Genomic DNA, 23,549 nt, shown 5'->3' on the forward strand with positions numbered 1-23,549 from the left:
AGAGCAAGGCGGCGGGCTTTTTTGGCCCGCCGTTTTCAGGCGATAAACTGTCTACGCATTGCGGGCACTCGTGAGACATCCGCCACCGCAGGCTGCGCTACAGCAGCTCCCGAATGTATCGCCAGGCATCCCGCCCCAGCTTCGCATCGGCGCGGTCGTTGCCGCCATGGGCATGCGAACTCGAGCGCGGGGTAGTTTCACCGGGCAGGAGAATGCGGTGGCCCGCGTCGGGAGCGGAAACGAGGCGCGTGGCCTTTCCGGCGTCTTTTCGACGCTGGACCATCGATCGAGCAAAATCCAGGGATGGCCACAGCGCGTCGTCGCCGTCGGCGACCAGCACGATCTCCGCCGAAATAGATTCGACGGGAATGGCGGCCCTGTCCGCTTCCTGCTCGAACCTTGTCAGGCAGTGTTGGAAAAGTCCTCGGTAGGACACAAGGCCATCGACATAGCTCGCCTTCCAGTTGGGGTCGGCCGGAACAAAGGGGAGAGGGCGCCCCTCGAGCGTCCATGACGATCGCTCGGGCCAACTTATGCCGTCGCGGCCCGGCCCGATGTTTCCCCAGACCACCGATGTCGGGCTGATCGCAACCACGGCGTCGATGCGCGGGTCATGCGCCGCCGCGAGCAAGGATGCCTCGGCGCCCTTGGACGTGCCGATATAGACGATGCGCCGGCATCCCAATCCGACAAGGCGGTCGGTCGCAACGAAAAACGTCTCCAGGGGGATTTCGCATATGCCGGGACCCTGGCCTTCGCCGCCGAACCACCGGAGGGCAAGGGCAGAGACGCCCTCGCTGGCAAATAGTCGTGCGCGGGAAACATCGACACGGCCGCTCGATCCGCCCAACACCACGACGCCTGTCGTGGCATCGGCGCATCGCAACAGGGTTCCGGCGACGAGGCCGGACAGGATCTCCTCCGCGACTGCCCGTTCGTCCATCCGATCCTCGGCCGGAAATCAGAAGCTTTTCCGGAGCTACTTTTCCTGGAATTGCTCCAGGGAAGCAGCAAAGGGCAGGTGAACGACAATTGCAAACAGCAAAACGGCGGGCACGGGCCCGCCGTTCTGTTTCCGCAAGGAATGGGAAGCGATTACTCCGCCGTGGCGGCTTCCGACTCGGCCGGTGCGGCAGCGGCCGCAGCGACGGCGGCAGCGGCGTCTTCCTGGGCCTTCTTCAGCAGGGCGGCGCGTTCCTGCGCCTTCTTGCCGGGCTCGGCCTTCTTCGGGTTGGAGCGGGCTTCGCGCTTGGCAAGGCCGGCCTCGTCGAGGAAGCGCAGCACGCGGTCGGTCGGCTGGGCGCCGTGCGACAGCCAATGCTTGACGCGGTCGGCATCGACCTTGATGCGCTCGCCGTCCTTCGGCAGCAGCGGGTTCCACGAGCCGAGCGACTCGATGAACCGGCCGTCGCGAGGCGAACGGGCGTCGGCGACGACGACGTGGTAGTAAGGACGCTTCTTCGAGCCCGCACGGGCCAGTCTGATCTTCAGTGCCATTTCTTTTCTCCTAAAAGCTCTGATTTCGTTGATCTGTTCAGGCTGGTTATCAGCCGGTTTTCGTCACGCCGTTGGCAGCGGCGATCTGTTCGTGGTGCCGGATCACTTCGCGGACGACGAAGTTGAGGAATTTTTCCGCGAAATCCGGATCGAGATGCGCATCCTTGGCCAGCTGGCGAAGACGGGCGATCTGCTGCTGCTCGCGCGCCGGGTCGGCCGGCGGCAGGCCATGCTCGGCCTTGAGCACGCCAACCGCCTTGGTGCAGCGGAAGCGCTCGGCCAGCATATGGATGAGGGCGGCGTCGATGTTGTCGATCGAGGCGCGGTAGCCGGCCAGGATGGTGCGGGCGTCGGCCATGTCCTTTTCTTCGTTCATAGCGTCCTCACTTTTTCTTGCCGAGACCGGGCAGGCCGCCACCACCGCCAAGGCCGGGAAGCTTCATGCCGCCAGGCAGGCCGGGCAAGCCGCCGCCTGGAGCGGGCATGCCCTTCATGCCACCGAGGCCGGCGGCCTGCGCCTGCTTCTGCAAGGCTTCGAGCTGCTTGGGATCCATCTTCGACAGATCGGGCATGCCGCCGCCCATCATGCCGCCCATGCCACCCCCGGGCATCATGCCGCCGAGACCCATCTTGGAGGCAAGACCGCCCATCATGCCGCGCATGAGGCCGCCGCCTTTGCCCTTGCCGCCCATCGCCTTCATCATGTCGGCCATGCCGCGATGCATCTTGAGCAGCTTGTTGATCTCGGCCGCATCGGTGCCGGAGCCGGCGGCGATGCGCTTCTTGCGCGAGTGTTTCAGCATATCGGGATTGGCGCGCTCGGCCTTGGTCATCGAGGAGATGATGGCGAGCTGGCGGCCGAACATCTTGTCGTCGAGACCGGCGGCGGCCATCTGGTCCTTCATCTTGCCCATGCCCGGCATCATGCCCATGATGCCGCCCATGCCGCCCATTTTCGACATCTGCTGAAGCTGCTGGGCAAGGTCGTTCAGGTCGAACTTGCCCGACTGCATCTTCTTGGCCATCGCCGCCGCCTGCTCGGCGTCGATGTTTTCCGCCGCCTTCTCGACGAGCGAGACGATGTCGCCCATGCCCAGGATGCGGTCGGCGATGCGCTTGGGGTGGAATTCCTCCAGCCCGTCCATCTTTTCGCCGGTGCCGATCAGCTTGATCGGCTTGCCGGTGACGGCGCGCATCGAAAGCGCGGCACCGCCACGGCCGTCGCCGTCCATGCGGGTCAGCACAAGGCCGGTGATGCCGACGCGCTCGTCGAAGCTTTTCGCCAGGTTGACGGCGTCCTGGCCGGTCAGGGAGTCGGCGACCAGCAGGATCTCGTGTGGGCTCGACACCTTCTTGATGTCGGCCATCTCGACCATCAGCGGCTCGTCGATATGGGTGCGGCCGGCGGTGTCGAGGATGACGACGTCATGGCCGCCGAGCTTGGCCGCCTGCACGGCGCGCCTGGCGATATCCACCGGGTTCTGGCCTGCTATCACAGGCAGCGTCGCGACCTTGACCTGCTCGCCGAGCTGGCGCAACTGCTCCTGCGCGGCGGGACGCCGCGTGTCGAGCGAGGCCATCAGGACCTTCTTGTTCTGCCGCTCGGTCAGGCGCTTGGCGATCTTGGCCGAAGTCGTGGTCTTGCCGGAGCCCTGCAGGCCGACCATCATGACGACGACCGGGGCAGGCGCGTTGAGGTCGATTGCCACGCCCTCGGCGCCAAGCATGTCGACCAGCTCGTCATGGACGATCTTGACGACCATCTGTCCGGGCTTGATCGACTTCAGCACGGCGGCGCCAACGGCCTTCTCGCGCACCTTGTCGGTGAAGGAACGCACCACTTCCAGCGCCACGTCGGCCTCGAGCAGCGCACGGCGCACCTCGCGCAACGCCGCCGAGACATCCGCCTCCGACAGCGCGCCGCGGCCGGTCAGGCCGTTCAGGATGGAGCCAAGGCGCTCTTGTAGGGAGTCAAACATTGATCAACCCACCGCGCGAGAGCGCCTTGGATTCATAGTGATCCCTGTCGGGCCGATGGCCCTCCACGCCTCTTGTGCGCTCCTGCAGCGATTCAAACATCTTGCTTCCTTCGATCCCGATTCATTCGAACCGAGAGGTAATGCGTTCGCGCCCAGTGTCCAAGCAAAAGCCAGTCCAAGCAAAAGCCCAAAACCAAAAAGCACCCGGGGGCGCACAGCGCTGCCGGGTGTTGGCCTCCAGGATCTGTTTACAGCACTTGGCCTCAAAGAGGCTTCGGCGTCCTGGTCGGCTTGCTCGGAGGGATACTCGTCGCGGAATTGGTGGGCTGTAGACAGGAAATCGGCGCGAGAGTCAAGACAAGGCCCGCGTTCGTAGCATCTCAGTTCGAAATCCGACGCGATTGAACGTGGTGCAACAATGAGATGATAAATGACTCTATCTCCACCCTACGTGCAGCGGACAAGACGCTTGCCCAGGTATCCTGCGGGTCGCAGCCGGACGCAATCATGCCTGGCGCATTATGAAATGCGTCCGCCAGCCTGCGAGCCTTGTCCAGCTTATCCGTCGCGCGAATTTCGATAAGAACAAGGTGCAGAATCCTCAGGATCGTATCGTTGGTAACGGGTTGAGGATCAACCAATCCAAGTAGTCTCCCTTTTGTGCACCCACATTTTTCCGGCATCGGCTCAGCGGCGCTTTCAACTCGCGCCGCTAGCCTCCGCAAGATCCGCCGTGACCTTCAGCGGCGAGCGCGGGTGCAGAAGCAGCGCTATGGTCAGCAGGCTGCAGCCGATGCCAATCAGGGCGATCAGCGCTGCATCCGACGTCGTCCACCCCGGCCCTTCGAGCGGCCTGGCGGTGAACAAGGCGAAGGAATTGTAGCTTTCCTGATGCGAGATCAGCAGGAAGCCGCTCAGATTGTTGCCGAGATGGGCGCCAAGTGCTGCGCCGAGATTGCCGGTCGCGTAGACCACGAGCGTCAGAAGCAGCGCGAAAGCGGCGATCGAGACCAGCACGCACGCGTTGATGGCGGCCGAGGAACCGCCGCTCCAGTGCAGCGAGGTGAACAGCAGGCCGGGCAGCAACGCCCAGATGAAAGGGCTGCGGAACCGGCTGGCGAGGCCGCGCAGCAGGTAGCCGCGAAACAGCACCTCCTCCGACGAGGTCTGCAGCAAGGTGAGCGCGACGATCGGGATCGCGAACAGCAGCCAGGACGACAGGCTGATCGTGCCGCGCGCGATCCCCGGCGCCAGCAAATAGAGCAGGATTTCGGACAGAGCCGAGGTGATCAGCACCGCGATCAGCCCCTTGAGGAAGTCCGGTCGCGATACGCGGCGGCCGGCGCCGAGGAGGGCCGACAGCGGCTCGCCATGCACCCAGCGCATGGCGAGCCACAGGCCGATCCAGGTGCCGGCGAAAGAGGTGAGAGCGCTGAGGATGCCGATGGGCGAGGCAAGGAAACCCTCCATGCCGTATGGCGAAGTCGCCGTCTGCCAGGCGAAGTAGACATAGGTGCCGCCGAACAGCACCGCCGCGGTGGTGGCGCCCCAGAACAGGACGACGATCAGCGTCCCCAGCAACAGGCGCGGCAAGGTCGTCCTGGCGTTCGGCGTGTTGCGATAGCGCTCGAACGCAGTGTCGTCGATTGTCACGTCGATCCGAATCCATCGCTGCTTGATCTAGCTGTCCTTGATCTAGCCGATAGCCCCGGGAATCGGAATCGATATCATCTGGACGCGCAAACGGATCGTGCGGCACACCCGCCGTCCGGGCGCCGCACGGTCTTCCCAGTCCCGCAAGCGACCGCTTCGGCGACCGCCGGCCTCTGTCAACGTACCACGTACATGATGCGCCGCGTCTGCGGATCGACCAGCGTCGGCTGACCGTTCACATAGACATAGCGATATTGGTAGTCCGGAATTTCACGCAGTTCGACGGTGTCGGGCAGGGTTGCGCCGGTCACCACCTCGCCTTCGAGATAGACGGGGTCGAGGCGATGGGTGTCGACATAGGTCCTGACCTCGGCCGGAGGCCGGACGACAGTGTCGATCGGCTCGCCGGCGACGATCGCTCCGGTGTACTCGGTGGAGTAGTTGCCGATGTCATCGGGCGGCGAGACGACGGCGACGGCGGAGCGGCGCTGCGTCAGCACCACACGGCTGCCGCCGAAATCGGCGGTGACGTAATCGGAATAGACCCAGCCCTGGCCGCCGGCTTCGGCGATGGTGCACCATTTGCTGTTTTCGATGCAGCCGTTGAGCGTCGCCGACTGGCCGGCGGCGAGCACCCTGATCACCGGATATTGCGGACCCGGGCCGGCGCGCACGTTGAGGTCGGTGACTGCCGAGACCGCGGTATCGGCCAACGCGGCACCCGACATCACGGTGAACACTCCGGCGATTGCGGGAAACAATACGGATTTCATGGTTTCTCTCCGTTTTTTCGTGATCCCTCGGCGGTGAAAACGGGGTAGCGGCGCATGCGTTCCGGCTAAAACGCTTGTGCCAACTCACGATTTGTTCCCGCTTCTTTCGGCAAGCCGGTCACAAGATCGTGAACAAAGGCCAATTTTTGCGCCGTCACGTCCGAAATGACGAAGGGGTAGAGGTCGGGCAGGCCCATGCAGCGGTTGATCGAATTGGAGGCTTCCGACAGCACCAGCCAGCGGGCAAGGATCTTGTCGAAGGGCTCGGGCGTGTTTGCCGGCTCCGAAGGCGCTGCCTGCAACCCGCCGCCGGTATCGCCCCGCGGTAGTTCGTTCGCCTCCACCGTCTCCAGCCGGCCGAGCGGGAAGTTCAGGGCATGGACCATCTCCAGCGTGTCGGTGATGTGCAGGTGATGGGCCCAGGTCTCGGCCCAGTCCTCCCATGGGTGCGAGGTGGCGTAGGCCGAGATGTGGTGCTGCTGCCAGTCGGGCGCGGCGCCGTTGGCGTAGTAAGCCTTCAGCGCCTGTTCGTAATCGGCGCGTTCGTCGCCGAACAAAGCGCGGAACGCTTCCAGCCCTTGCGGATCGTCGCGGATCAGGCGGTCCCAGTAGTAATGGCCGAGTTCGTGGCGGAAATGGCCGAGCAGCGTGCGGTAATTCTCGCCCATCTCGATGCGACGTTTTTCGCGCTCGGCTGAATCGGCCTCCGCGACGTTCAGCGTAATCCGGCCGTTGTCGTGACCGGTGAGAATCCGTTCGCCGCCCGGGCCGCCACCGATCGGATCGGCGAGGAAGTCGAAGGCCAGCCCGATCTCGTCCCTCGGGCTCTGCTTGGGCGCCACCGGCAGGTCGAAGGCGAGCAGCGAATAGATGGCGCGCTTCTTCGCCGCCTCGACGCGGATCCAGCGGCGGCGGTTGCCGTCGACCGAGAGGTCGGGGATCAGCTGGTTCAGCACGCAGGCGCGGCAGAAGACCTGCCCCGGCTCGGCCATCCAGTTGCAGGCGCATTCGTCGGCATTGGTGCACTGGATGGCGCCATCGACGCCGGACAAGACAAAGCGCGCGCCCTCGGGATCATAGAGCACGAGACTGCTGCAGTTCAGGCACTGGGCGTTCTCGAAATAGAGACGGTGGCCGCAATGCGGGCAGTCGAAAAGTTTCATCTCGGTCTCAATTCATCAGGGGGCACAGGATGCATGGCGGCCCGTGGCCAAACGCGAGCCGCCGCCCGGTGTTCCGCGGTCCGTCGAGACTATTTCGCTTCGCTGGCCCAGGCGCCGATGCGGTCCATGGCCGACATCAACCTCTTTCATGCCAGGGCCTCGCCACAATAATCCCTTGATCGTAGGCAAATTCCCCGGCATCCGCCAGCATCACGCCACAGACGGTGACAAATGCGCGTTTCGCTGGCAAATTCGCAATCGGGACGTGAATCAGGCAAACCAGGAGAACAACATGGCATTTCTTGCCAAGGGTAGGATTTTAGCAGCCGCGGTGGTGGCGGTGCTGGGGCTGGCAACGGGCGCGCAAGCGGCGGCCAGTTGCGGCAAGACCGGCGCCGGCTTCGACGCCTGGAAGCAGGATTTCGCCGCCGAGGCCAAATCCGACGGTGTCGGGTCCAGGGGCCTGGCCGCTCTGGCCGGCGCGACCTACGCAACGAGGACGATCTCCGCCGACCGCGCCATCCACAAGGCTTTCAGCGGCTCGGTGGATGATTTCATGAAGCGCCGTGGCGGGTCGGCGATCATTTCCAGGGGCCGTTCGCTGAAGAAGTCCAACGCGGCGCTGTTCAACCAGATCGAACAGAACTACGGCGTGTCGCCGGGCGTGCTGCTCGCCATCTGGGGCATGGAAACCGGCTTCGGTGCCTCGATGGGCAACCAGAACACGGTCTCCGCCATTTTGACGCTTGCCTATGATTGCCGCCGCCCCGATTATTTCCACCCGCACGCCATCGCGGCCCTGAAGCTGGTTGACCGCGGCGCGTTGACCTCCTCGTCGGTCGGCGCCATGCATGGCGAGATCGGCCACACGCAGTTCCTGCCCGGAAATGTCTTGAAGTATGCGGTCGGCAGCGGAAACCTGCGCGACAAGGCGACCGCGTTGGCCTCCACCGCCAACTTCCTCAAGGGTCACGGCTGGCGGGCCGGCGCCAGCGCGCAGTCAAACATGGGCGCGATCGCCGGCTGGAATTCCGCAAGCGTCTATCAGCAGGCCATCGCCCGCATCGCCACCGCGATCGATGCCGACTGATCGAACCGTACGGCATTGAACGAAGAACCCGGCCTCCGCGCCGGGTTTTCATTTCACGTCGAGCGCATAGGAGCAGCCGGCCAGCGTCTTGCCGGGATGGGACTCGACCGTCGAGACATTGAGCGTGATGCGCGTGGCAAGACTCACGCCGCCGGCGTCCTCGGTGCTTTCGGTCACGACCTTCTCGCCAAGGAATTTATCCGGTGTCGAGACCATCGCCGGGACGTCGATCTGGCGGGCGAGGTCCGGCGCGGCGATGCCATCAAGCACCGCCATCGGCCCTGTCGCGGTAAAGACGATCGTTCCGGTCTCGCGCCCGAAGACATGGACCGGGGCGGGCAAGTCATATTGGCGCAGGAACGGATTGACTGACGGAACCTCTTTCCAGCTCAGCGCCTTCGCGGCGCCGGGTTCGCCGGCTAGCCAGAAGGCAAGGCCGTTGTAGCTGGGCACGTCGGCCCGGCACTCGATGAGTGCGGCCAGGTCGAGCGAGGCGGGGTCATGGTCGTTGGCTTTGGCAACAGCCAAGCTTGCCAGGACAGCCAATGCGGGCAGGAAAGCGATTCCAGGAATGGCCGAGCGCCTGGGCACATCACTCTCAATAATGCGCGTAGCCGCTCGCCGGGCATTTCTGGGAAGCGGGAACCTGAAAAGTGCCGTCAATGCCGCTGCAGTTACGGAAGTTGGGCGACCGCGGCGCCTGGGATTGCGTGGGCGCAGTTGCCTTCGCCTTGCCCTTGAGGACCATCCAGATCTCGGTCGGCTGGTCGAGCTGCAGCCTGTTTATGTCGGAATAGCTGATGCGGCCGCTGCGTATCCCATCGGCAATGCGCTGGCAGAACAAAGCGGGCATGCGTTCCTGCGAGACGCCCATGAACAAAGCCATGTCATGCTTGAACGTAAGGTCCGATGTGCGGGCTGAGGCAATACATTCGTTCATATCCACCTTCGGGTCACGCTTGGCGCCTGCGTGTGAGGCCTGGCACACCGACAAGACGACGACCGCGCCAAGCAGAAGAGAAATGCTATTTTTCACTGTCAAAACCCCAAAACCCGCAAATGAACTTAAATGAAGCCGCCAAAAGGTCAAACAGGAACCGACTACAGGCAGCTTCATTTTGTCTATATTAGCGGTTGCAAATAGAAACCCGGCGTCTCCGCCGGGTTTCTTGAATGTTGACTGACAAAGGTTCAGGTCGCTGTCTGGACATCAGCCCTTGCGGTTGCGCGCGGCGAGCGTGCGCAGCCTCAGCGCATTGAGGCGGATGAAGCCGGCGGCATCCTTCTGGTCGTAGGCGCCACGGTCGTCCTCGAAGGTGACCAGCGCGTCGGAATAGAGCGTCTTTCCAGACTTGCGACCGGTGACCATGACATTGCCCTTGTAGAGCTTCAGCCGCACCGTGCCTTCGACGTCTTCCTGGCTCTTGTCGATCATCGCCTGCAGCATCAGGCGCTCGGGCGAGAACCAGAAGCCGTTGTAGATGAGCTCGGCGTAGCGCGGCATGAACTCGTCCTTGAGGTGCGCGGCACCGCGGTCGAGCGTGATCGATTCGATGGCGCGATGAGCCACGATCAGGATGGCGCCGCCGGGCGTTTCATACACGCCCCGCGATTTCATGCCGACGAAACGGTTCTCGACCAGGTCGAGCCGGCCGATGCCATTGTCGCGGCCGAGATCGTTGAGGGCGGCCAGCATGGTGGCCGGCGACAGCTTCTTGCCATTGAGCGCGACCGGATCGCCCTTCAGGAACTCGATCTCGATCTCGGTGACGGCATCCGGCGCGTCCATCGGCGACACGGTGCGCTGGTGGACGAATTCCGGCGGCTCGCTCCACGGGTCTTCCAGCACCTTGCCCTCGGAAGAGGAGTGCAGGAGGTTGGCGTCGACCGAGAACGGTGCGTCGCCCTTCTTGTCCTTCGGCACCGGGATCTGGTGCTGTTCGGCGAAGTTCATCAGGTCGGTGCGCGACTTGAACGACCAGTCGCGCCACGGCGCGATGACCTTGATGTCGGGGTTGAGCGCGTAAGCCGAAAGCTCGAAACGCACCTGGTCGTTGCCCTTGCCGGTGGAGCCATGCGCGATGGCGTCGGCACCGGTTTCGCGGGCGATCTCGACCAGGTGCTTGGAGATCAGCGGCCGCGCGATCGAGGTGCCCAGCAGATAGGTGCCTTCATAGACGGTGTTGGCGCGGAACATCGGGAAGACGAAGTCGGATACGAATTCCTCGCGCACGTCGACGACGCGGATATCCTTGATGCCCATCATCTCGGCCTTACGGCGCGCCGGCTCCAGCTCGCCGCCCTGGCCGAGATCGGCGGTGAAGGTGACGACTTCGGCGCCGAGTTCGGTCTGCAGCCATTTCAGGATGATGGATGTGTCGAGGCCGCCGGAATAGGCGAGCACGACCTTCTTGACGTCTTTGATCTTGGACATTTGGCAGTTCCGCGACAGGAGTTCTCGGCGCGCGAGGTATCACGCCGCTTCCAGGCTGCGCAAGAGATGAACACGAGACAGGTGGATGACACCACGATCGAGCAGAGCTGGATCAGCACTCTTGCCGTTCGGCCGCTGGCAAGAAGGGGCGGCATCCTCTATAGCCTGATGTCCCCAAGCCAAAGGGCCTGCCATGTCCTTCATTCCCGACATCACCACGCTGATCCAGTTCGCCATCGCCACCGTGATCCTGGCGATCACGCCAGGCCCTGACATGACGCTGTTCGTCTCGCGCACGCTGAGCCAGGGGCGGGCCACCGGCTTTGCCTCGATGGCCGGCGCGCTGTGCGGCACGCTGATCCACACCACGCTGGTGGTGGTCGGCATCTCGGCGCTGATCGTCGCCTCGCCGATGGCTTTCTTCGCGCTGAAGATCTTTGGCGCCGGCTATCTCGTCTTCCTGGCCTGGCAGGCGATCGCCAAGGGCTCGGCCTTTTCGCCGGAAAAGAAGACGGGTCCGAAGATTTCGCTGCTGCGCAGCTGGGCGGCGGGGCTCGGTGTCAACCTGCTCAATCCGAAGATCATCCTGTTCTTCATGACCTTCCTGCCGCAATTCGTCTCCGCGCACGATCCGAACGCGCCCGGGAAGCTGTTCTTCCTCGGCTCCATGTTCATCGTGCTGTCGATCCCGGTAACGGTACCGATGGTGCTGGCGGCGGAAAAATTCTCGGCGGCGATGAAGGCCAGCCCGCGCGTGACGCGGGTGGTCGACTATCTCTTTGCCGGCGTGTTCTCGGCCTTCGCGCTCAAGATCCTGACGGCCCAGGCGAAGTAGGCGCTTTCTCGTCCTTCCACCAGCTTCCGGCCCAGCGCCCGGCGCTGAGCCAGTAGAAGATGCCGCCGACCATGCCGCCGCCAATGACGGCCATGATGGCGCTGGTCTCGGTGACCGCGAACGTGGAATCGCGGATATTGTCGACCAGGCCGAGGAAAACCCCCGCTACCAGCGCCCCCGCCAGTGCGTAGAACAGCCAGTCGCGCCGGCCGAGGATTTCGGCAATCAGGATGACGAGCGCGGCCGGCGCGAAGCCGAAATAGGCGACGAACAGGGCGACGAAAGGAATTGAAAAATAGAGCGATGCCGTCGCCGCCAGATGGGCTTGCGCCGGCGCGTAGCCGAGCGAGGCCAGGAACAGGATGTTGAGGAAGGCGCTCGCCGCCAGCGAGGCGACGGCGTAGCCGAACAGGATGATGGCGAAGCGCACGATATAGGCGACGAGACGGTTCATCGGGGACCACGGCCCGCGGGATGACCGGACTTGTGTCCGGCCAGACGCCAGTAGACCCAGCCGGCGGCAACGCCGGCCGCAGCCAGAAAACCGAGGAAGCCCGGATTGAAAACGAAGCCGCCGGCCGAGCCTGGGACAAAGACACCGAAGGCGATCGACGTGATCGCACCCGTGACGGCGAAGTAGAACCATCCTCGCAGCGCCAGCCGCTCGGCGAGGACGATCGCCGGGCCGACGATCAGCAGCGCGCAGATCGCCACGGTCAACACGGCGAGTGGGAACGAGGCCAGCCAGTCGAATGTGAAAATGATCGACCAGTTGCCATCCTCGATCCCCGCCAGAAGAACGATCAGCAGCACCGGCACCAGGATCGAGGTCAGCACGGCGGCGATATAGCCGATTGCTATTATGGCGAGGCGCTTCATCCAGGCAAGCGAGCGGCTCACACCTCGCCGTGCCCCGCGATCATCATGGCTTCCAGCGCCAGCCGGTCGACCTTGCGCATGCGTTCCGATTCCGACTTCAGCTGCCCGCAGGCGGCCAGGATGTCGCGGCCGCGCGGCGTGCGGATCGGCGAGGCATAGCCGGCATTGTTGATATAGTCGGCGAATTTCTCGATCGTCTCCCAATCCGAGCACTGGTAGTTGGTGCCGGGCCACGGGTTGAACGGGATCAAATTGATCTTGGCCGGAATGCCCTTGAGCAGCTTGATCAGGCCCTTGGCGTCATCGATGGAATCGTTGACGTCCTTCAGCATCACATATTCGAAGGTGATGCGCCTGGCGTTGGAGAGGCCGGGATAGGCCCGGCAGGCGGCGATCAGCTCCTTCAGCGGATACTTCTTGTTGATCGGCACCAAAAGGTCGCGCAGATCGTCATTGGTGGCATGCAGCGAGATCGCCAGCATGACGCCGATCTCCTCGCCGGTGCGGAAAATCTCGGGCACGACGCCGGAGGTCGACAGCGTGATGCGGCGCTTCGACAGGGAAAGGCCGTCGCCGTCGGAGGCGATCAACAGCGCCTTCTTGACCGCCTCGAAATTGTAGAGCGGCTCGCCCATGCCCATCATGACGATGTTGGAGACTTTTCTGCCCTCGGCCGGCACGATGGCGCCGTCGGGCGTGTCGCGGTCGGGGAAGTCGCCGAGCCGGTCGCGCGCGGTGAGCAGCTGGGCGAGGATTTCCTCGGCCGTCAAATTGCGCACCAGCTTCTGCGTGCCGGTGTGGCAGAACGAGCAGGTCAGGGTGCAGCCGACCTGCGAGGAGATGCAGAGCGTGCCGCGGCCTTCCTCGGGGATATAGACGGTTTCGATTTCGACCGGCCGGCCGGCGCCGCGCGGCGGAAAGCGGAACAGCCACTTTCGCGTGCCGTCGGCGGAAATCTGCTCCTCGACGATCTCGGGCCGGGCGACGGTGAAATGCTTGTCGAGTTCGGCGCGCAGATCCTTGGAGATGTTGAACATGCCGGCGAAGTCGGAAACGCCGCGCACATACATCCAGTGCCAGAGCTGCTGGGCGCGCATTTTCGCCTGACGCTCCGGCACGATGCCTGAAGCGACGAGGGCCTCGCCGAGTTCGGCCCGCGTCAGGCCGATCAGCGACGGTTTTTCGGCCGTCACGGCACGGCCGCGCAACGCGTCGCGGGCGCCTTCTGCGGTAAGGTCGAGTGAAAGGGTCATGGCTCTACTGATATAAACGGTTTGCGGCCGATTTCATCCATCGGCCCGATGTCAAGCGCGGCGCATAGCACAGCTTGGCGGCGGAGTCATGCTGCGGCTATCGGGCAGCTTGTCCCGCCGCCGGGCCGCGGGGGACAAGCTGCGACTGCCTTGTGCCGTTCCCCGGCGCGCGATCGATCACATATTCGTGTCGGCGTAACGGCTGGCGCGCCGTCCGCGAACCCTGAATGGGGCGACTGTGCCCCTGCACAATGGGAGTATGCGGAATGAAATCGATCAAGCTCGCCGTCATCGCCGGCCTCGCCGCTCTTTGCGCCTCGCAGGCGTTCGCCGAGGACACGATGGGCACCATGACCATGATGAAAGGTGGACAAGTGACGGCGATCATGCCGGACGGGCACATGGGCACTATGATGCCGGACGCGAAGATGGGCGCCGATATGATGAAGATGGCCAAGCCGATCAAGCATTGCATGATGATAATGACCGACGCCAAGGGCAAAGCCTACATGGTCGACACGTCGACCAAGAAGGCCCAGGCCGAATGTGAAAAAATGGCCATGTGACGATCTCGCAAAGACTTGCCCGCCGGCTCGGAGGCCGGCGGGACGGGCAGCTTCCATTCGACTGAAGGCGGCTTATGCCCTTTCTTCTGGAGCATGCTCGCGAGCGGACGCGGCAACGCGGCGGCCTTTTGATCCCGTCCGATCGGCAGACTCGCACTTGATCGGCATCATGCCTGTGCTAGGGCTGGGTTTTCCCACGAGGACACACATGGCCGGCCAATCGCGAAGACATCCCATGCTGCGGCGTTCGCAGGCGATGTGGGCCACGCGCCGTGTCTGGCAGCCGCGTCTGGTGTTCTGGGCCGGTGCGATCTCGATCGGCCTGATCAGCGTGTTGTTTGCCGTGCTGGCCGACAAGGCCCAGGCGCTGTTCCATGTGCTGATCGGTGATGATGGCGGCTGGCGGTTCTATCTGCCGCTGGCGATCACGCCGCTCGGCTTCGTCTTGTGCGCGTGGCTGGCGCACGCCTTCTTTCCGGGGTCGCAAGGCAGCGGCATTCCGCAGGCGATCGCCGCCCGGCACCTGCGTGACGATGACGACCGCAGCCATATCCTGTCGCTCAAGCTGGTGGCGGGTAAGATCGTGCTCACCATCGTCGGGCTGTTCTGCGGCGCTTCCATCGGCCGCGAGGGGCCGACCGTGCAGGTTGGCGCGTCGCTGATGCTGCAGGCGGCACGCTGGGGCGGCATGGCGCAGGCGCGCGGCCTGATCCTGGCGGGATCGGCCGCCGGCATCGCCGCCGCCTTCAACACGCCGCTCGCCGGCATCGTCTTCGCCATCGAGGAGATGGGCCGCACCTATGAGGCGCGCACCAACGGGCTGGTGCTGACGGCGGTCATCCTGGCCGGCCTGGCCTCGCTCGGCGTGCTCGGCAACTACACCTATTTCGGCGTGTCCAAGGACACGATCTCGTTTGCCGTCGACTGGCCGCTGGTGATTGCCTGCGGCGTCATCGGCGGCGGCTTTGGCGCCTTGTTCTCGTTGCTGGCGCTCAAGGCGACACGCAGGATTCGGCGCTGGCACGCGCTGCAGCCGCTGTGGCGCGCCCTGCTGGTGGCGGCGGTCTGCGGACTGGCGGTGGCGGTGATCGGCATCGTCTCGGGCGGGCTGACCTTCGGTACCGGCTACGCCCAGGCGCGCAGCGCGGTCGAAGGCACGCCGCTGCCCTGGTTCTTCTTTGCCGAGAAATTCGCGGCCGGGCTGCTGTCGATGATTTCAGGAATTCCCGGCGGCATCTTCGCGCCCTCGCTGGCGGTTGGCGCCGGCATCGGCAGTTCGCTCGGCCTGGTGTTCGGCAGCAGCGCCGGCGTCGCGGCGCTGCTCGGCATGGCCGGCTATTTCGCCGGCGTGGTGCAGGCGCCGATGACCGCCTTCGTCATCATCCTCGAAATGACCGGCAATCACGACAATGTCATCGGCCTGATGCTGGCCTCGATGCTGGGCTACGGAACGGCGCGCCTGATCTCGCATGAGCCGCTCTACCATGCCCTGTCGCGGATCTTCATCGCCGAGGCGATCCGGCGGCGGCGGGCGGAGGCCGCACCGGACTCGGGCCAGGGCTGAAAAGCAAAGGCCGGGCGTCGCAGCCCGGCCTTTGGTTCAAAACCGAAGATAGCCTATTTGCACTTGGCGATCGAGGACAGCGCCGCCGAAATGCCCTTCAGCGAGAAGACATAGCTCGTGGGATTGCCGCGGCCCGACTTCGCCGAAACCTTCATGTCGGAGCCGGTCTTCATCGCCGCGATCAGCACCGGTTCCTCGGCGGCGTTCTCGACCCAGGCCGATTTTCCACGCGTGAACATCGAGAAGGTCTTCTTGTCGATGGTGACGGTGGCCTTGGAGCCTTCCTGGAAATTGTAGCCGGCGATGAACTGCGGCTCATAGGATACCTGCTGGCCGGGCCGCTGGCTGACGAAGAAGAACATGTCGCCGTGGTCGAGCGTCGGCGGCTGCTTGTCGGTCGGCACGGTCAGCACGTAGCAGACCTTGCCGCCCGACGCCTGGTAACTGTAGGTGCCCCAGGCATTGTGCTGGCCGATCTTGGTCGCCTGCTGCGCCAGCGCCGGTGCTGCCGAGGCCGCCAGGATCAGGCTCGAAACTAGTGCAATCAATCCGCGCATCGCTTTTCCCGTATTCCAAATGGTGCGGAGGCGGGCCGCATGGCGTCCTGCCGTCGCTTCATTTTGATTTAATCTGGGTTACCAAACGATGAATTTCCCAAGAGAAAGGGACCTTCACCCCAGGAAACCGCCGCCATCTCCGCACCGCCGCCTTATCAGCGGCTGGCACGGCGTCCCTCTGGGGACTTGGAGGCCACGAAAAAGGCAAGAATTTGACTGTTGACCGTCGCTGAGCGCCGGCCGACGCGGCGGGATTCAGCCCTTGTCCGCGATGGCGTCCTTGGCGGCCTGCCGGTGCGCCGGCGTGATATGGGCGCTGACGGCGGTGATCGCGGCGGTCAGCACGGCGATGTCATCGGTAAAGCCCAACCCGAAGATGAAGTCGGGGATGAGGTCGACCGGCAGGACGAAATAGCCGAGCGCGGCCACCAATATGCCCTTGGCGCGCAGCGGCGTGTTCTTGTCCATGGCGCAGTAATAGGCGGCGACGACGTCTTCCATGAACGGAATCTGCCGTGCTGCCTTCTTGGCCGTGCGCCAGAACTTTTCGCGCACTTCGCCCTCGCCGCCCAGCCTGTCGCCAAAGCCAAAGAAGTCAAAACCGGATTCCTGCGCCATCAATCTCTCCTTGCGGGTCCCATGCGCATGCTGGCGCATTCCCGCCGATCAAAATGTGGTGAAAGCCGAACCCGGCTGCAAGATGCGGGCGCCGATTTGGCGGGTCGGCGCCCGCCGCGAGCATGGCCTCGCCAGTGTTCAGCCGCCGAAATAGCGGTTCATCTTCTTGGCCAGTTCGATATCGAGCGCCGTGACGCCGCCGGCGTCATGCGTGTTCAAGGTCACGTCGACCGTCTTGTAGACATTCGACCAGTCGGGATGATGGTCCATCTTCTCGGCGGCCAGCGCGACGCGGGTCATGAAGGCGAAGGCTTCGGAGAAATTGTTGAAGGTGAAGGTGCGGGCGATCGAGGCGCCGTCCTTTGCCAGCGCCCAGCCGTCAAGCGCCGTCAGCGCTGCTTCGGCGGCTTCCCTGCCCAGTTTCTCTCTCGTCATGTCCGCCTCCCGTGCTATTGCGCTGAAATCAACATAGCGCCGGATCCATGATCGCGAAGCCTATAAATTCCATTCTTTTCGTCTGCCTCGGCAACATCTGCCGGTCGCCGCTGGCGGAAGGCGTGCTTCGGGCCGTGCTTTCGGAGCGCGGATATGGCGGCGATATCATGCTCGATTCGGCCGCCACCAGCGGCTGGGAGGTCGGCTCCGCCCCGGATCCGCGCTCTATCATGGTCGCGTCGCGCCACGGCATCGACATCTCGCGGCAGCGGGCGCGCAAGATCATGCCGGAGGATTTTCACCGCTTCGACCTGATCTTCGGCATGGACCGATCCAACGTCGCCGACCTGAAGGCGCTGGCGCCGGCGACAATGCGCGATCGCATCCACCTGTTCCTGGAATTCGCCGAGGGAAAGCCGCTCGATGTGCCGGATCCCTATTACGAGGACCAGGAAGCGTTCGCTTCGGTCTACCGCATGATCCGCGAGGCATCGGAGGCGCTGGCGACACGGCTGGCGGCGCGCGTATCGACGCCGGACAGCGGCCAGGCTTCCTCGACGACATAGGGGCCGCCGCCGACCGAATCGCGCGACGACATCAAGACGAAGCGGCTGACGCGGAACGGCAGCGTCGAGAAATTGCCGCGCGCCGACAGATATTGGGCGACGTCGAGCGGGCTCGAATTGCGCAGGCGCGCCAGCGTCACATGCGGCATGAACTTGCGCGGATCGGCGGGAATGCCGAGCCGTTGGCAAATGCGCTCGATCTCGGCCTGAAGGGCCGCCAGGTCGGGCGAGGGAGAGGCGCCCGCCCACACCGCATGCGGCTTCTTCTGGCCGAAAGCGCCGACACCCGACAGCGCCAGCGAGAAGGAAGGACGGTGCACCCGGTCGAGCGCGTTGGCGATCTCGTCGGCGACATGGCCTTCGACATCACCGATGAAGCGCAGCGTCAGATGGTAGTTTTCGACGTCGATCCAGCGGGCCCCGGGCAGGCCGCCGCGGAGCAGGGACAGCGAAAGGGCGGCATCACGCGGAATTTCGAGGGCGATGAAAAGACGCGGCATGAAGAGCCTCCCTTCCTCGAATCGAACTGTCATCCCTAGCGAATCATCGATGATCAAATGGAGCAAGTGGTTTGTTGGTCACAGGCTTTGCTAAACGTTTCCCCAAGGGAAAGCGGCTTTATCGGATCTCACGAACCTCCCGGCACCGCGGCGATGGCCTTTTCGACCGTCGGCAGGATGCGCTCGACCATCTGATCGACCCCTTTGGCGTTCGGATGCAAGCCGTCCTCGAGCTGCAAACTGGGCTGGCCGGCGACGCCGTCGAGAAAGAACGGGTAAAACGTAACGCCGTATTTCGCGGCGAGTTCCGGAAAGACGGCGTCGAAGGCGTTCTGGTAGTCGGCGCCGAGGTTGGGCGCGGCGCGCATGCCGGCCAGGAGCACGGCGATCTTGCGCTCCTCGAGCTTGCCCAGCATGGCGTCAAGGTTCTTCCGGGTGATGTCGGGCGAGACGCCACGCAGCATGTCGTTGGCGCCGAGTTCGAGGATCACAAGCCGCGTGCCGTCCGGCACCGACCAGTCGAGCCGCGCCAGGCCGCCGCTGGAGGTGTCGCCGGAGACGCCGGCATTGGCGACGGTGACGTCATGGCCCCTGGCGCGAAGGGCGGCCTGCAATTTGTCGGTAAAGCCCTCGCCCGGGCCAAGGCCGAACCCCGCCATCAGGCTGTCACCGAAGCCGACGATCTTGAATGGCTCGGCGCGCGCCGACGAAATGGCGCCGCAAATGGCGAGGAAAACGATCAGGCCTGCGGCTATCAGGCGTTTGAAAGACATGCGGTAGGCCCCATATGACAGAGAATTCTTCCGGCGGTGGCTTCCGACAGGCAGAGCCTCCCTTCCCATATAGGACGCTTTCATTTTGACAGAAGCCGTCATTGCGCTGAAAGACGTATCCCTGACGCTCGGCGAAGGGGCTTCGTCGGTCCATGTGCTGAAGGGCGTCAGCCTCGAAGTCGCGCGTGGCGAGGCGACGGGCATCGTCGGTCCGTCCGGGTCCGGCAAGTCGACATTGCTGATGGTGCTGGCAGGGCTGGAAAGAGTCGATTCGGGCACGGTACGAATCGCTGGCGAGCTGCTCAACGACAAAAGCGAGGATCAGATTGCTTCGTTTCGTGGCCGAAACATTGGCATCGTGTTCCAGTCCTTCCACCTCATCCCCAACATGACAGCGCTTGAAAACGTCGCGGTGCCGCTGGAACTGGCTGGTCACGCCGATCCATTCTCGGTGGCGGAGCGGGAACTGGCGGCCGTGGGGCTCAGCGACCGCGTCACCCATTATCCCGGCGAACTCTCGGGTGGCGAGCAGCAGCGCGTGGCGATCGCCCGTGCGCTGGCACCGTCGCCGCGCATCCTGATCGCCGACGAGCCGACCGGCAATCTCGACCAGGCGACGGGGCGGCAGGTCGCCGACCTTCTGTTCGCCAAGGCCGCCGAGCGCGGCATGACGCTGGTGCTGGTCACCCATGATCCGGCGCTCGCGGCGCGCTGTTCGCGCCAGGTGTCGATGCGCTCCGGCCGGATCGAAGCGCCGGCACCGGTCAAGGTCACCGCCTGATGCCGCTGGCGCGGACCTTGAAGCTTGCCATCCGTTTCTCGCTGCGCGAGATGCGCGGCGGCCTGTCCGGCTTTCTCATCTTTCTCGCCTGCATCGCGCTCGGTGTCGCGGCCATCGGGGGCGTCAATTCGGTGGCCCGCTCCATCACCGCCGGTGTCGCCGATCAGGGCCAGACGCTGCTCGGCGGCGATCTTCGCTTCCAGATCAACCAGCGCGACGCCAGCCGGGCCGAACGTGGCTTTCTCGACGGGCTGGGCGTCGTTTCGCATACCGCCGGCATGCGCTCGATGGCGCGGCTGGCAGACGGATCCGACCAGGCGCTGGTCGAGGCCAAGGCGGTCGACGATGCCTATCCGCTCTATGGCGCGCTGGAAACCGAGCCGGCGCTGTCGAAGCAGGAACTGTTCGGCGGGCAGTTCGGCGTTTTCGGCGCCGCGGCACCCGACCTCTTGTTCGAACGGCTGCATCTCAAGATCGGCGACCGGCTGAAGCTCGGCACCGCCATCTTCGAACTGCGCGCCAGGCTGGTGACCGAGCCCGACGCGGTCTCCGACGGGTTCGGGTTCGCGCCAAGGCTGATGATCTCGACCGAGGCCCTGGCCGCCACCGGGCTGGTCCAGCCGGGCAGCCTGGTCGAGAACGCCTACAAGGTCCGGCTGCCCGCCGGTGCCGACGAGGCGCGGCTCAAGGCCATCCAGGACCAAGCGGCCAAGGATTTTCCGGAGGCCGGCTGGTCGGTCCGCACGCGCAGCAATGCCGCGCCGGCACTGTCTTCCAACATCGAACGCTTCTCGCAGTTCCTGACGCTGGTCGGGCTCACCGCGCTGGTGGTCGGCGGCGTCGGCGTCGCCAATGCGGTGCGTGCCTATCTCGACGGCAAGCGCGGCGTCATCGCCACCTTCAAGAGCCTGGGTGCGTCCGGCGGCTTCGTCTTCGCCGTCTACCTCGTGCAGATCCTGATCATCGCCTTGCTCGGTATCGGCGCCGGCCTTGTGCTGGGTGCGCTGATGCCCTTTGTCGCAAGTGCCGCCCTGCAATCCGTCATTCCGGTGCCGGCGCAAGGTGGCTTCTATCCCGGCGCGCTCGCCATGGCGGCACTGTTCGGCCTGCTGGTGACGCTCGCCTTCGCGCTGCTGCCGCTCGGCCGCGCCCGCGACGTGCCGGCAACCGCGCTGTTCCGCGAGATGGGGCTGGAAGGCCGCGGCCTGCCGCGCCCCGTCTATGTCGTTTGCGCGCTCGGCATCGCGCTGTTCCTGGCGGCGCTGGCGATCCTGTTTTCGGGCGACCAGCGCATCGCCTCGATCTTCGTCGGCGCCACGATTTTCGCTTTCCTGGTGCTGAGGCTGGTCGGAGGACTGGTGCAATGGGCAGCCAGGAGAAGCCCGCGCGTACGCTTTGTCGCGCTGAGGCTCGCCATCGGCAACATCCACCGGCCCGGCGCGCTGACGCCGTCCGTGGTGCTGTCGCTGGGGCTTGGGCTGACTCTCCTGGTGACACTGGCGCTGATCGACGGGAATCTCAGGCGCCAGATCTCCGGCAACCTGCCGGAGCGGGCGCCGAACTTCTTCTTCGTCGACATCCAGGGCAGCGAAGTCGATGCCTTCTCCTCGCTGATCGCAAAGGAGGCGCCGCGGGGAACGCTGGCCAAGGTGCCGATGCTGCGGGGCCGGGTGATGGCGCTCAACGGCGTCGATGTCGACAAGGTCAAGGTGCCGGCCGAGGGCGCCTGGGTGCTGAAGGGAGATCGCGGCCTGACCTATGACGCCAGGCAGCCGGAAAACGCGACGCTGACCGAGGGCAACTGGTGGCCGGACAATTATGCCGGCGAGCCGCTGGTTTCGTTTTCCGACAAGGAAGGCAAGGAAATCGGGCTGAAGCTCGGCGACACCATCACCGTCAACGTGCTCGGCCGCAATGTCACGGCCCGGATCGCCAATTTCCGCCAGGTCGAATGGGAGACGATGGGCATCAATTTCGTCATGGTGTTCTCGCCCAACACATTCGCGGGCGCCCCGCATGGCTGGATAGCGACGCTGACCGAAAAGAACGCCTCGACGGCCGACGATGCGCGCGTCCTCAATGCCGTCACCCGCGCTTTCCCGGCCGTCACGACGGTGCGGGTCAAGGACGCGCTCGACATTGTCAACCGGCTGGTCGGTCAGCTCGGCACGGCGATCCGGGCAGCGGCCGGCGTGGCGCTGATCGCCTCGGTTCTGGTGCTTGCCGGCGCGCTTGCCGCCGGCAACCGGGCGCGCATCCATGACGCGGTGGTGCTGAAGACGCTGGGCGCGACACGCACGACGCTGATATCGGCCTTCTCGCTGGAATACATGCTGATCGGGCTCGCCACCGCGATCTTCGCGCTCGCCGCCGGCAGCGCCGCCGCCTGGTTCGTCGTCGCGCGCATCATGGCCTTGCCGTCGCATTTCATGCCGGAGGTGGCGGTCGCCACGATTGCCTTTTCGCTGGTGATCACGGTCGGCATCGGGCTTGCCGGCACCTGGCGGGTGCTCGGCCACAAGGCGGCACCCGTGCTGCGAAACCTCTGATTCGCCGGCCGGCGCCGCCTGCTCCAGGTTAAATCTTGGTAAGAATGCCATCCAAAACGGCCGGCGAAGCGGCATTTTGGCCTGTCACGAACCGTTACACCCGGTTACGGTCTTGTTCTCGACGCGAATAACCATCATATTTCAGCACAGGCATGCTGGAGTCCCGCCAGCGGCGCCTGGGTCCGCAAGAGGCCCGACACCGGACGGGGCAGAAGCAACAGAGGATTTCCAATGGCTGATCCCATTCGCAATTACCAGACGTCGGCGGTGCCCGGCGTCCGCGCCGACATCGACCAGGGTCTGCGCGCGTATATGATCAAGGTCTACAATCTGATGGGGCTTGGCCTGCTCATCACCGGCCTTGCCGCCGTCGGCACGATCATGCTGGCCACCACCACCGACCCGGCCTCGGCCGTCGCGACGCTGCCGAGCGGCGAGATGCTGACCTCGTTCGGCTACGCGATCTTCGGTTCGCCGCTGCGCTGGGTTGTCATACTGGCGCCGCTGGCCGCAGTGTTCTTCCTGTCGTTCAGGATCCAGTCGATGAGCGTTGCCGCCGCGCAGACGACCTTCTGGGTCTATGCCGGCCTTGTCGGCCTGTCGCTGTCGTCGATCTTCCTGGTCTACACCACCGCCAGCGTCTCGCAGACCTTCTTCGCCACCGCCGCCGCCTTCGGCGCGTTGTCGCTGTTCGGCTACACGACCAAGCGCGACCTGACGGCGATGGGCTCGTTCCTGATCATGGGCGTGTTCGGCATCATCATCGCCATGGTGATCAACATCTTCCTGCATTCGTCGGCGCTCTCCTTCGCCATCTCGGCGATCGGCGTGCTGGTCTTCGCCGGCCTCACGGCCTATGACACGCAGAAGATCAAGGAGATGTATTTCGATGGCGACGCCTCCGACGTCGCCGGCCGCAAGGCGATCATGGGGGCGCTGAGGCTCTATCTCGACTTCATCAACCTGTTCATGTTCCTGCTGCAGTTCATGGGCGACCGCCGCTAAGCGGTATTGGACCATCAACTCTCGGAAGGGCGGCCCAATGGCCGCCCTTTTCTTTTGCGCGGGCCTCTGCTGTTGTTGA

26 protein-coding genes are annotated in these 23,549 nt (G+C 64.4%); 8 read left to right on the forward strand and 18 right to left on the reverse strand.

What is annotated here, in order from left to right; translation table 11 throughout:
* Nucleotides 1–97: 97 nt before the first annotated feature.
* The 7 genes from LB543_RS25150 to LB543_RS25180 form a co-directional block, all read right to left on the reverse strand.
* Entirely contained in the window at nucleotides 98–943 is an 846-nt protein-coding gene (locus tag LB543_RS25150; protein WP_224616083.1) for an acyl-CoA thioester hydrolase/BAAT C-terminal domain-containing protein, read from the reverse strand.
* A gap of 152 nt (nucleotides 944–1,095) precedes the next feature.
* Entirely contained in the window at nucleotides 1,096–1,497 is a 402-nt protein-coding gene (rpsP, locus tag LB543_RS25155; protein ID WP_224616084.1) for a 30S ribosomal protein S16, read from the reverse strand.
* Between the two features lie 49 nt (nucleotides 1,498–1,546).
* Nucleotides 1,547–1,873, reverse strand: a complete 327-nt coding sequence (locus LB543_RS25160) for a chorismate mutase (protein WP_019862096.1) — start codon at nucleotides 1,871–1,873, stop codon at nucleotides 1,547–1,549.
* A gap of 7 nt (nucleotides 1,874–1,880) precedes the next feature.
* On the reverse strand, nucleotides 1,881–3,476 hold the full coding sequence (gene ffh, locus LB543_RS25165) for a signal recognition particle protein (protein WP_224616087.1): 1,596 nt from the start codon (nucleotides 3,474–3,476) through the stop codon (nucleotides 1,881–1,883).
* Nucleotides 3,477–4,175: 699 nt separating this feature from the next.
* Nucleotides 4,176–5,129: a CPBP family intramembrane glutamic endopeptidase gene (locus LB543_RS25170; protein ID WP_224616089.1), complete on the reverse strand. Its 954-nt coding sequence runs from the start codon at nucleotides 5,127–5,129 to the stop codon at nucleotides 4,176–4,178.
* Between the two features lie 176 nt (nucleotides 5,130–5,305).
* Nucleotides 5,306–5,902: a DUF1236 domain-containing protein gene (locus LB543_RS25175; RefSeq protein WP_224616091.1), complete on the reverse strand. Its 597-nt coding sequence runs from the start codon at nucleotides 5,900–5,902 to the stop codon at nucleotides 5,306–5,308.
* Nucleotides 5,903–5,967: 65 nt separating this feature from the next.
* Nucleotides 5,968–7,065 (reverse strand): putative zinc-binding metallopeptidase, encoded by a 1,098-nt coding sequence (locus LB543_RS25180; protein ID WP_224616092.1) that lies wholly within the window; start codon nucleotides 7,063–7,065, stop codon nucleotides 5,968–5,970.
* 292 nt (nucleotides 7,066–7,357) lie between these two features.
* On the opposite strand from LB543_RS25180, the gene LB543_RS25185 reads away from it, so the two are divergent.
* A complete protein-coding gene (locus LB543_RS25185; protein ID WP_140813564.1) occupies nucleotides 7,358–8,155 on the forward strand; it encodes a lytic transglycosylase domain-containing protein in 798 nt (265 codons plus the stop codon).
* 48 nt (nucleotides 8,156–8,203) lie between these two features.
* Here the strand turns inward: LB543_RS25185 and LB543_RS25190 are convergent, their stop codons facing one another.
* The 3 genes from LB543_RS25190 to LB543_RS25200 form a co-directional block, all read right to left on the reverse strand.
* Entirely contained in the window at nucleotides 8,204–8,692 is a 489-nt protein-coding gene (locus tag LB543_RS25190) for a hypothetical protein (protein ID WP_224594872.1), read from the reverse strand.
* Between the two features lie 61 nt (nucleotides 8,693–8,753).
* A complete protein-coding gene (locus LB543_RS25195; protein WP_224616094.1) occupies nucleotides 8,754–9,272 on the reverse strand; it encodes a hypothetical protein in 519 nt (172 codons plus the stop codon).
* A gap of 93 nt (nucleotides 9,273–9,365) precedes the next feature.
* A complete protein-coding gene (locus tag LB543_RS25200) occupies nucleotides 9,366–10,589 on the reverse strand; it encodes an argininosuccinate synthase (protein WP_224616096.1) in 1,224 nt (407 codons plus the stop codon).
* Between the two features lie 193 nt (nucleotides 10,590–10,782).
* On the opposite strand from LB543_RS25200, the gene LB543_RS25205 reads away from it, so the two are divergent.
* Nucleotides 10,783–11,424 (forward strand): LysE family translocator, encoded by a 642-nt coding sequence (locus LB543_RS25205; RefSeq protein WP_224616098.1) that lies wholly within the window; start codon nucleotides 10,783–10,785, stop codon nucleotides 11,422–11,424.
* Here the strand turns inward: LB543_RS25205 and LB543_RS25210 are convergent.
* The 3 genes from LB543_RS25210 to rlmN are packed head-to-tail and all read right to left on the reverse strand — an operon-like array spanning nucleotide 11,396 to nucleotide 13,556.
* Nucleotides 11,396–11,878 (reverse strand): hypothetical protein, encoded by a 483-nt coding sequence (locus LB543_RS25210; RefSeq protein ID WP_140764788.1) that lies wholly within the window; start codon nucleotides 11,876–11,878, stop codon nucleotides 11,396–11,398. The genes LB543_RS25205 and LB543_RS25210 overlap by 29 nt on opposite strands.
* Nucleotides 11,875–12,324, reverse strand: coding sequence for a hypothetical protein (locus LB543_RS25215; protein WP_224594537.1), 450 nt, complete (start codon nucleotides 12,322–12,324; stop codon nucleotides 11,875–11,877). Before LB543_RS25215 ends, LB543_RS25210 begins: the two co-directional genes overlap by 4 nt.
* Entirely contained in the window at nucleotides 12,321–13,556 is a 1,236-nt protein-coding gene (gene rlmN / locus LB543_RS25220) for a 23S rRNA (adenine(2503)-C(2))-methyltransferase RlmN (RefSeq protein ID WP_224616099.1), read from the reverse strand. Before rlmN ends, LB543_RS25215 begins: the two co-directional genes overlap by 4 nt.
* 266 nt (nucleotides 13,557–13,822) lie before the next feature.
* Between rlmN and LB543_RS25225 the strand changes: the two genes are divergently transcribed.
* The gene (locus tag LB543_RS25225) at nucleotides 13,823–14,122 is read left to right on the forward strand and encodes a hypothetical protein (protein WP_140764780.1); all 300 of its coding nucleotides are present in this window, start codon (nucleotides 13,823–13,825) and stop codon (nucleotides 14,120–14,122) included.
* Between the two features lie 208 nt (nucleotides 14,123–14,330).
* The gene (locus tag LB543_RS25230) at nucleotides 14,331–15,686 is read left to right on the forward strand and encodes a chloride channel protein (protein WP_224616100.1); all 1,356 of its coding nucleotides are present in this window, start codon (nucleotides 14,331–14,333) and stop codon (nucleotides 15,684–15,686) included.
* Nucleotides 15,687–15,739: 53 nt separating this feature from the next.
* Here the strand turns inward: LB543_RS25230 and LB543_RS25235 are convergent, their stop codons facing one another.
* The 3 genes from LB543_RS25235 to LB543_RS25245 all read right to left on the reverse strand — a co-directional run bounded on the left by LB543_RS25235 (nucleotide 15,740) and on the right by LB543_RS25245 (nucleotide 17,296).
* Nucleotides 15,740–16,243: an invasion associated locus B family protein gene (locus LB543_RS25235; RefSeq protein WP_224616101.1), complete on the reverse strand. Its 504-nt coding sequence runs from the start codon at nucleotides 16,241–16,243 to the stop codon at nucleotides 15,740–15,742.
* 255 nt (nucleotides 16,244–16,498) lie between these two features.
* The gene (locus tag LB543_RS25240; protein WP_140763945.1) at nucleotides 16,499–16,861 is read right to left on the reverse strand and encodes a YkvA family protein; all 363 of its coding nucleotides are present in this window, start codon (nucleotides 16,859–16,861) and stop codon (nucleotides 16,499–16,501) included.
* Between the two features lie 138 nt (nucleotides 16,862–16,999).
* Nucleotides 17,000–17,296 (reverse strand): 4a-hydroxytetrahydrobiopterin dehydratase, encoded by a 297-nt coding sequence (locus LB543_RS25245; protein WP_140813572.1) that lies wholly within the window; start codon nucleotides 17,294–17,296, stop codon nucleotides 17,000–17,002.
* 47 nt (nucleotides 17,297–17,343) lie between these two features.
* On the opposite strand from LB543_RS25245, the gene LB543_RS25250 reads away from it, so the two are divergent.
* Nucleotides 17,344–17,862: a low molecular weight protein-tyrosine-phosphatase gene (locus LB543_RS25250; protein WP_224616102.1), complete on the forward strand. Its 519-nt coding sequence runs from the start codon at nucleotides 17,344–17,346 to the stop codon at nucleotides 17,860–17,862.
* Here LB543_RS25250 and thpR read toward each other — a convergent pair.
* Together thpR and LB543_RS25260 are read right to left on the reverse strand one after the other, a co-directional pair.
* On the reverse strand, nucleotides 17,766–18,362 hold the full coding sequence (gene thpR, locus LB543_RS25255) for an RNA 2',3'-cyclic phosphodiesterase (RefSeq protein WP_140763954.1): 597 nt from the start codon (nucleotides 18,360–18,362) through the stop codon (nucleotides 17,766–17,768). The genes LB543_RS25250 and thpR overlap by 97 nt on opposite strands.
* Before the next feature lie 128 nt (nucleotides 18,363–18,490).
* Nucleotides 18,491–19,135 carry an arylesterase gene (locus LB543_RS25260; protein WP_140763957.1) on the reverse strand — a complete coding sequence of 215 codons (645 nt, stop codon included), beginning with the start codon at nucleotides 19,133–19,135 and terminating at the stop codon, nucleotides 18,491–18,493.
* Between the two features lie 85 nt (nucleotides 19,136–19,220).
* Between LB543_RS25260 and LB543_RS25265 the strand changes: the two genes are divergently transcribed.
* From LB543_RS25265 to LB543_RS25275, 3 genes are all read left to right on the forward strand, one after another.
* Entirely contained in the window at nucleotides 19,221–19,916 is a 696-nt protein-coding gene (locus tag LB543_RS25265) for an ABC transporter ATP-binding protein (protein WP_224616103.1), read from the forward strand.
* Complete coding sequence (locus LB543_RS25270; RefSeq protein WP_224616104.1) at nucleotides 19,916–22,465, forward strand: ABC transporter permease; 2,550 nt, start codon at nucleotides 19,916–19,918, stop codon at nucleotides 22,463–22,465. The genes LB543_RS25265 and LB543_RS25270 overlap by 1 nt, the downstream gene beginning before the upstream one ends.
* Before the next feature lie 231 nt (nucleotides 22,466–22,696).
* The gene (locus tag LB543_RS25275; protein WP_140763966.1) at nucleotides 22,697–23,470 is read left to right on the forward strand and encodes a Bax inhibitor-1/YccA family protein; all 774 of its coding nucleotides are present in this window, start codon (nucleotides 22,697–22,699) and stop codon (nucleotides 23,468–23,470) included.
* Nucleotides 23,471–23,549: the final 79 nt, after the last annotated feature.

This window comes from Mesorhizobium sp. ESP7-2 (assembly GCF_020164715.1).
In the GTDB taxonomy this organism is placed as follows: domain Bacteria; phylum Pseudomonadota; class Alphaproteobacteria; order Rhizobiales; family Rhizobiaceae; genus Mesorhizobium.

Excerpts from the sequence above, each read along its gene's own strand:
- LB543_RS25150 (WP_224616083.1), bottom strand. The coding sequence starts at position 943 with ATGGACGAACGGGCAGTCGCGGAGGAGATCCTGTCCGGCCTCGTCGCC.
- rpsP (WP_224616084.1), bottom strand. The coding sequence starts at position 1,497 with ATGGCACTGAAGATCAGACTGGCCCGTGCGGGCTCGAAGAAGCGTCCT.
- LB543_RS25160 (WP_019862096.1), bottom strand. The coding sequence starts at position 1,873 with ATGAACGAAGAAAAGGACATGGCCGACGCCCGCACCATCCTGGCCGGC.
- ffh (WP_224616087.1), bottom strand. The coding sequence starts at position 3,476 with ATGTTTGACTCCCTACAAGAGCGCCTTGGCTCCATCCTGAACGGCCTG.
- LB543_RS25175 (WP_224616091.1), bottom strand. The coding sequence starts at position 5,902 with ATGAAATCCGTATTGTTTCCCGCAATCGCCGGAGTGTTCACCGTGATG.
- LB543_RS25180 (WP_224616092.1), bottom strand. The coding sequence starts at position 7,065 with ATGAAACTTTTCGACTGCCCGCATTGCGGCCACCGTCTCTATTTCGAG.
- LB543_RS25185 (WP_140813564.1), top strand. The coding sequence starts at position 7,358 with ATGGCATTTCTTGCCAAGGGTAGGATTTTAGCAGCCGCGGTGGTGGCG.
- LB543_RS25195 (WP_224616094.1), bottom strand. The coding sequence starts at position 9,272 with ATGAAGCTGCCTGTAGTCGGTTCCTGTTTGACCTTTTGGCGGCTTCAT.
- LB543_RS25200 (WP_224616096.1), bottom strand. The coding sequence starts at position 10,589 with ATGTCCAAGATCAAAGACGTCAAGAAGGTCGTGCTCGCCTATTCCGGC.
- LB543_RS25205 (WP_224616098.1), top strand. The coding sequence starts at position 10,783 with ATGTCCTTCATTCCCGACATCACCACGCTGATCCAGTTCGCCATCGCC.
- LB543_RS25210 (WP_140764788.1), bottom strand. The coding sequence starts at position 11,878 with ATGAACCGTCTCGTCGCCTATATCGTGCGCTTCGCCATCATCCTGTTC.
- rlmN (WP_224616099.1), bottom strand. The coding sequence starts at position 13,556 with ATGACCCTTTCACTCGACCTTACCGCAGAAGGCGCCCGCGACGCGTTG.
- LB543_RS25225 (WP_140764780.1), top strand. The coding sequence starts at position 13,823 with ATGAAATCGATCAAGCTCGCCGTCATCGCCGGCCTCGCCGCTCTTTGC.
- LB543_RS25230 (WP_224616100.1), top strand. The coding sequence starts at position 14,331 with ATGGCCGGCCAATCGCGAAGACATCCCATGCTGCGGCGTTCGCAGGCG.
- LB543_RS25235 (WP_224616101.1), bottom strand. The coding sequence starts at position 16,243 with ATGCGCGGATTGATTGCACTAGTTTCGAGCCTGATCCTGGCGGCCTCG.
- LB543_RS25240 (WP_140763945.1), bottom strand. The coding sequence starts at position 16,861 with ATGGCGCAGGAATCCGGTTTTGACTTCTTTGGCTTTGGCGACAGGCTG.
- LB543_RS25245 (WP_140813572.1), bottom strand. The coding sequence starts at position 17,296 with ATGACGAGAGAGAAACTGGGCAGGGAAGCCGCCGAAGCAGCGCTGACG.
- LB543_RS25250 (WP_224616102.1), top strand. The coding sequence starts at position 17,344 with ATGATCGCGAAGCCTATAAATTCCATTCTTTTCGTCTGCCTCGGCAAC.
- thpR (WP_140763954.1), bottom strand. The coding sequence starts at position 18,362 with ATGCCGCGTCTTTTCATCGCCCTCGAAATTCCGCGTGATGCCGCCCTT.
- LB543_RS25260 (WP_140763957.1), bottom strand. The coding sequence starts at position 19,135 with ATGTCTTTCAAACGCCTGATAGCCGCAGGCCTGATCGTTTTCCTCGCC.
- LB543_RS25270 (WP_224616104.1), top strand. The coding sequence starts at position 19,916 with ATGCCGCTGGCGCGGACCTTGAAGCTTGCCATCCGTTTCTCGCTGCGC.
- LB543_RS25275 (WP_140763966.1), top strand. The coding sequence starts at position 22,697 with ATGGCTGATCCCATTCGCAATTACCAGACGTCGGCGGTGCCCGGCGTC.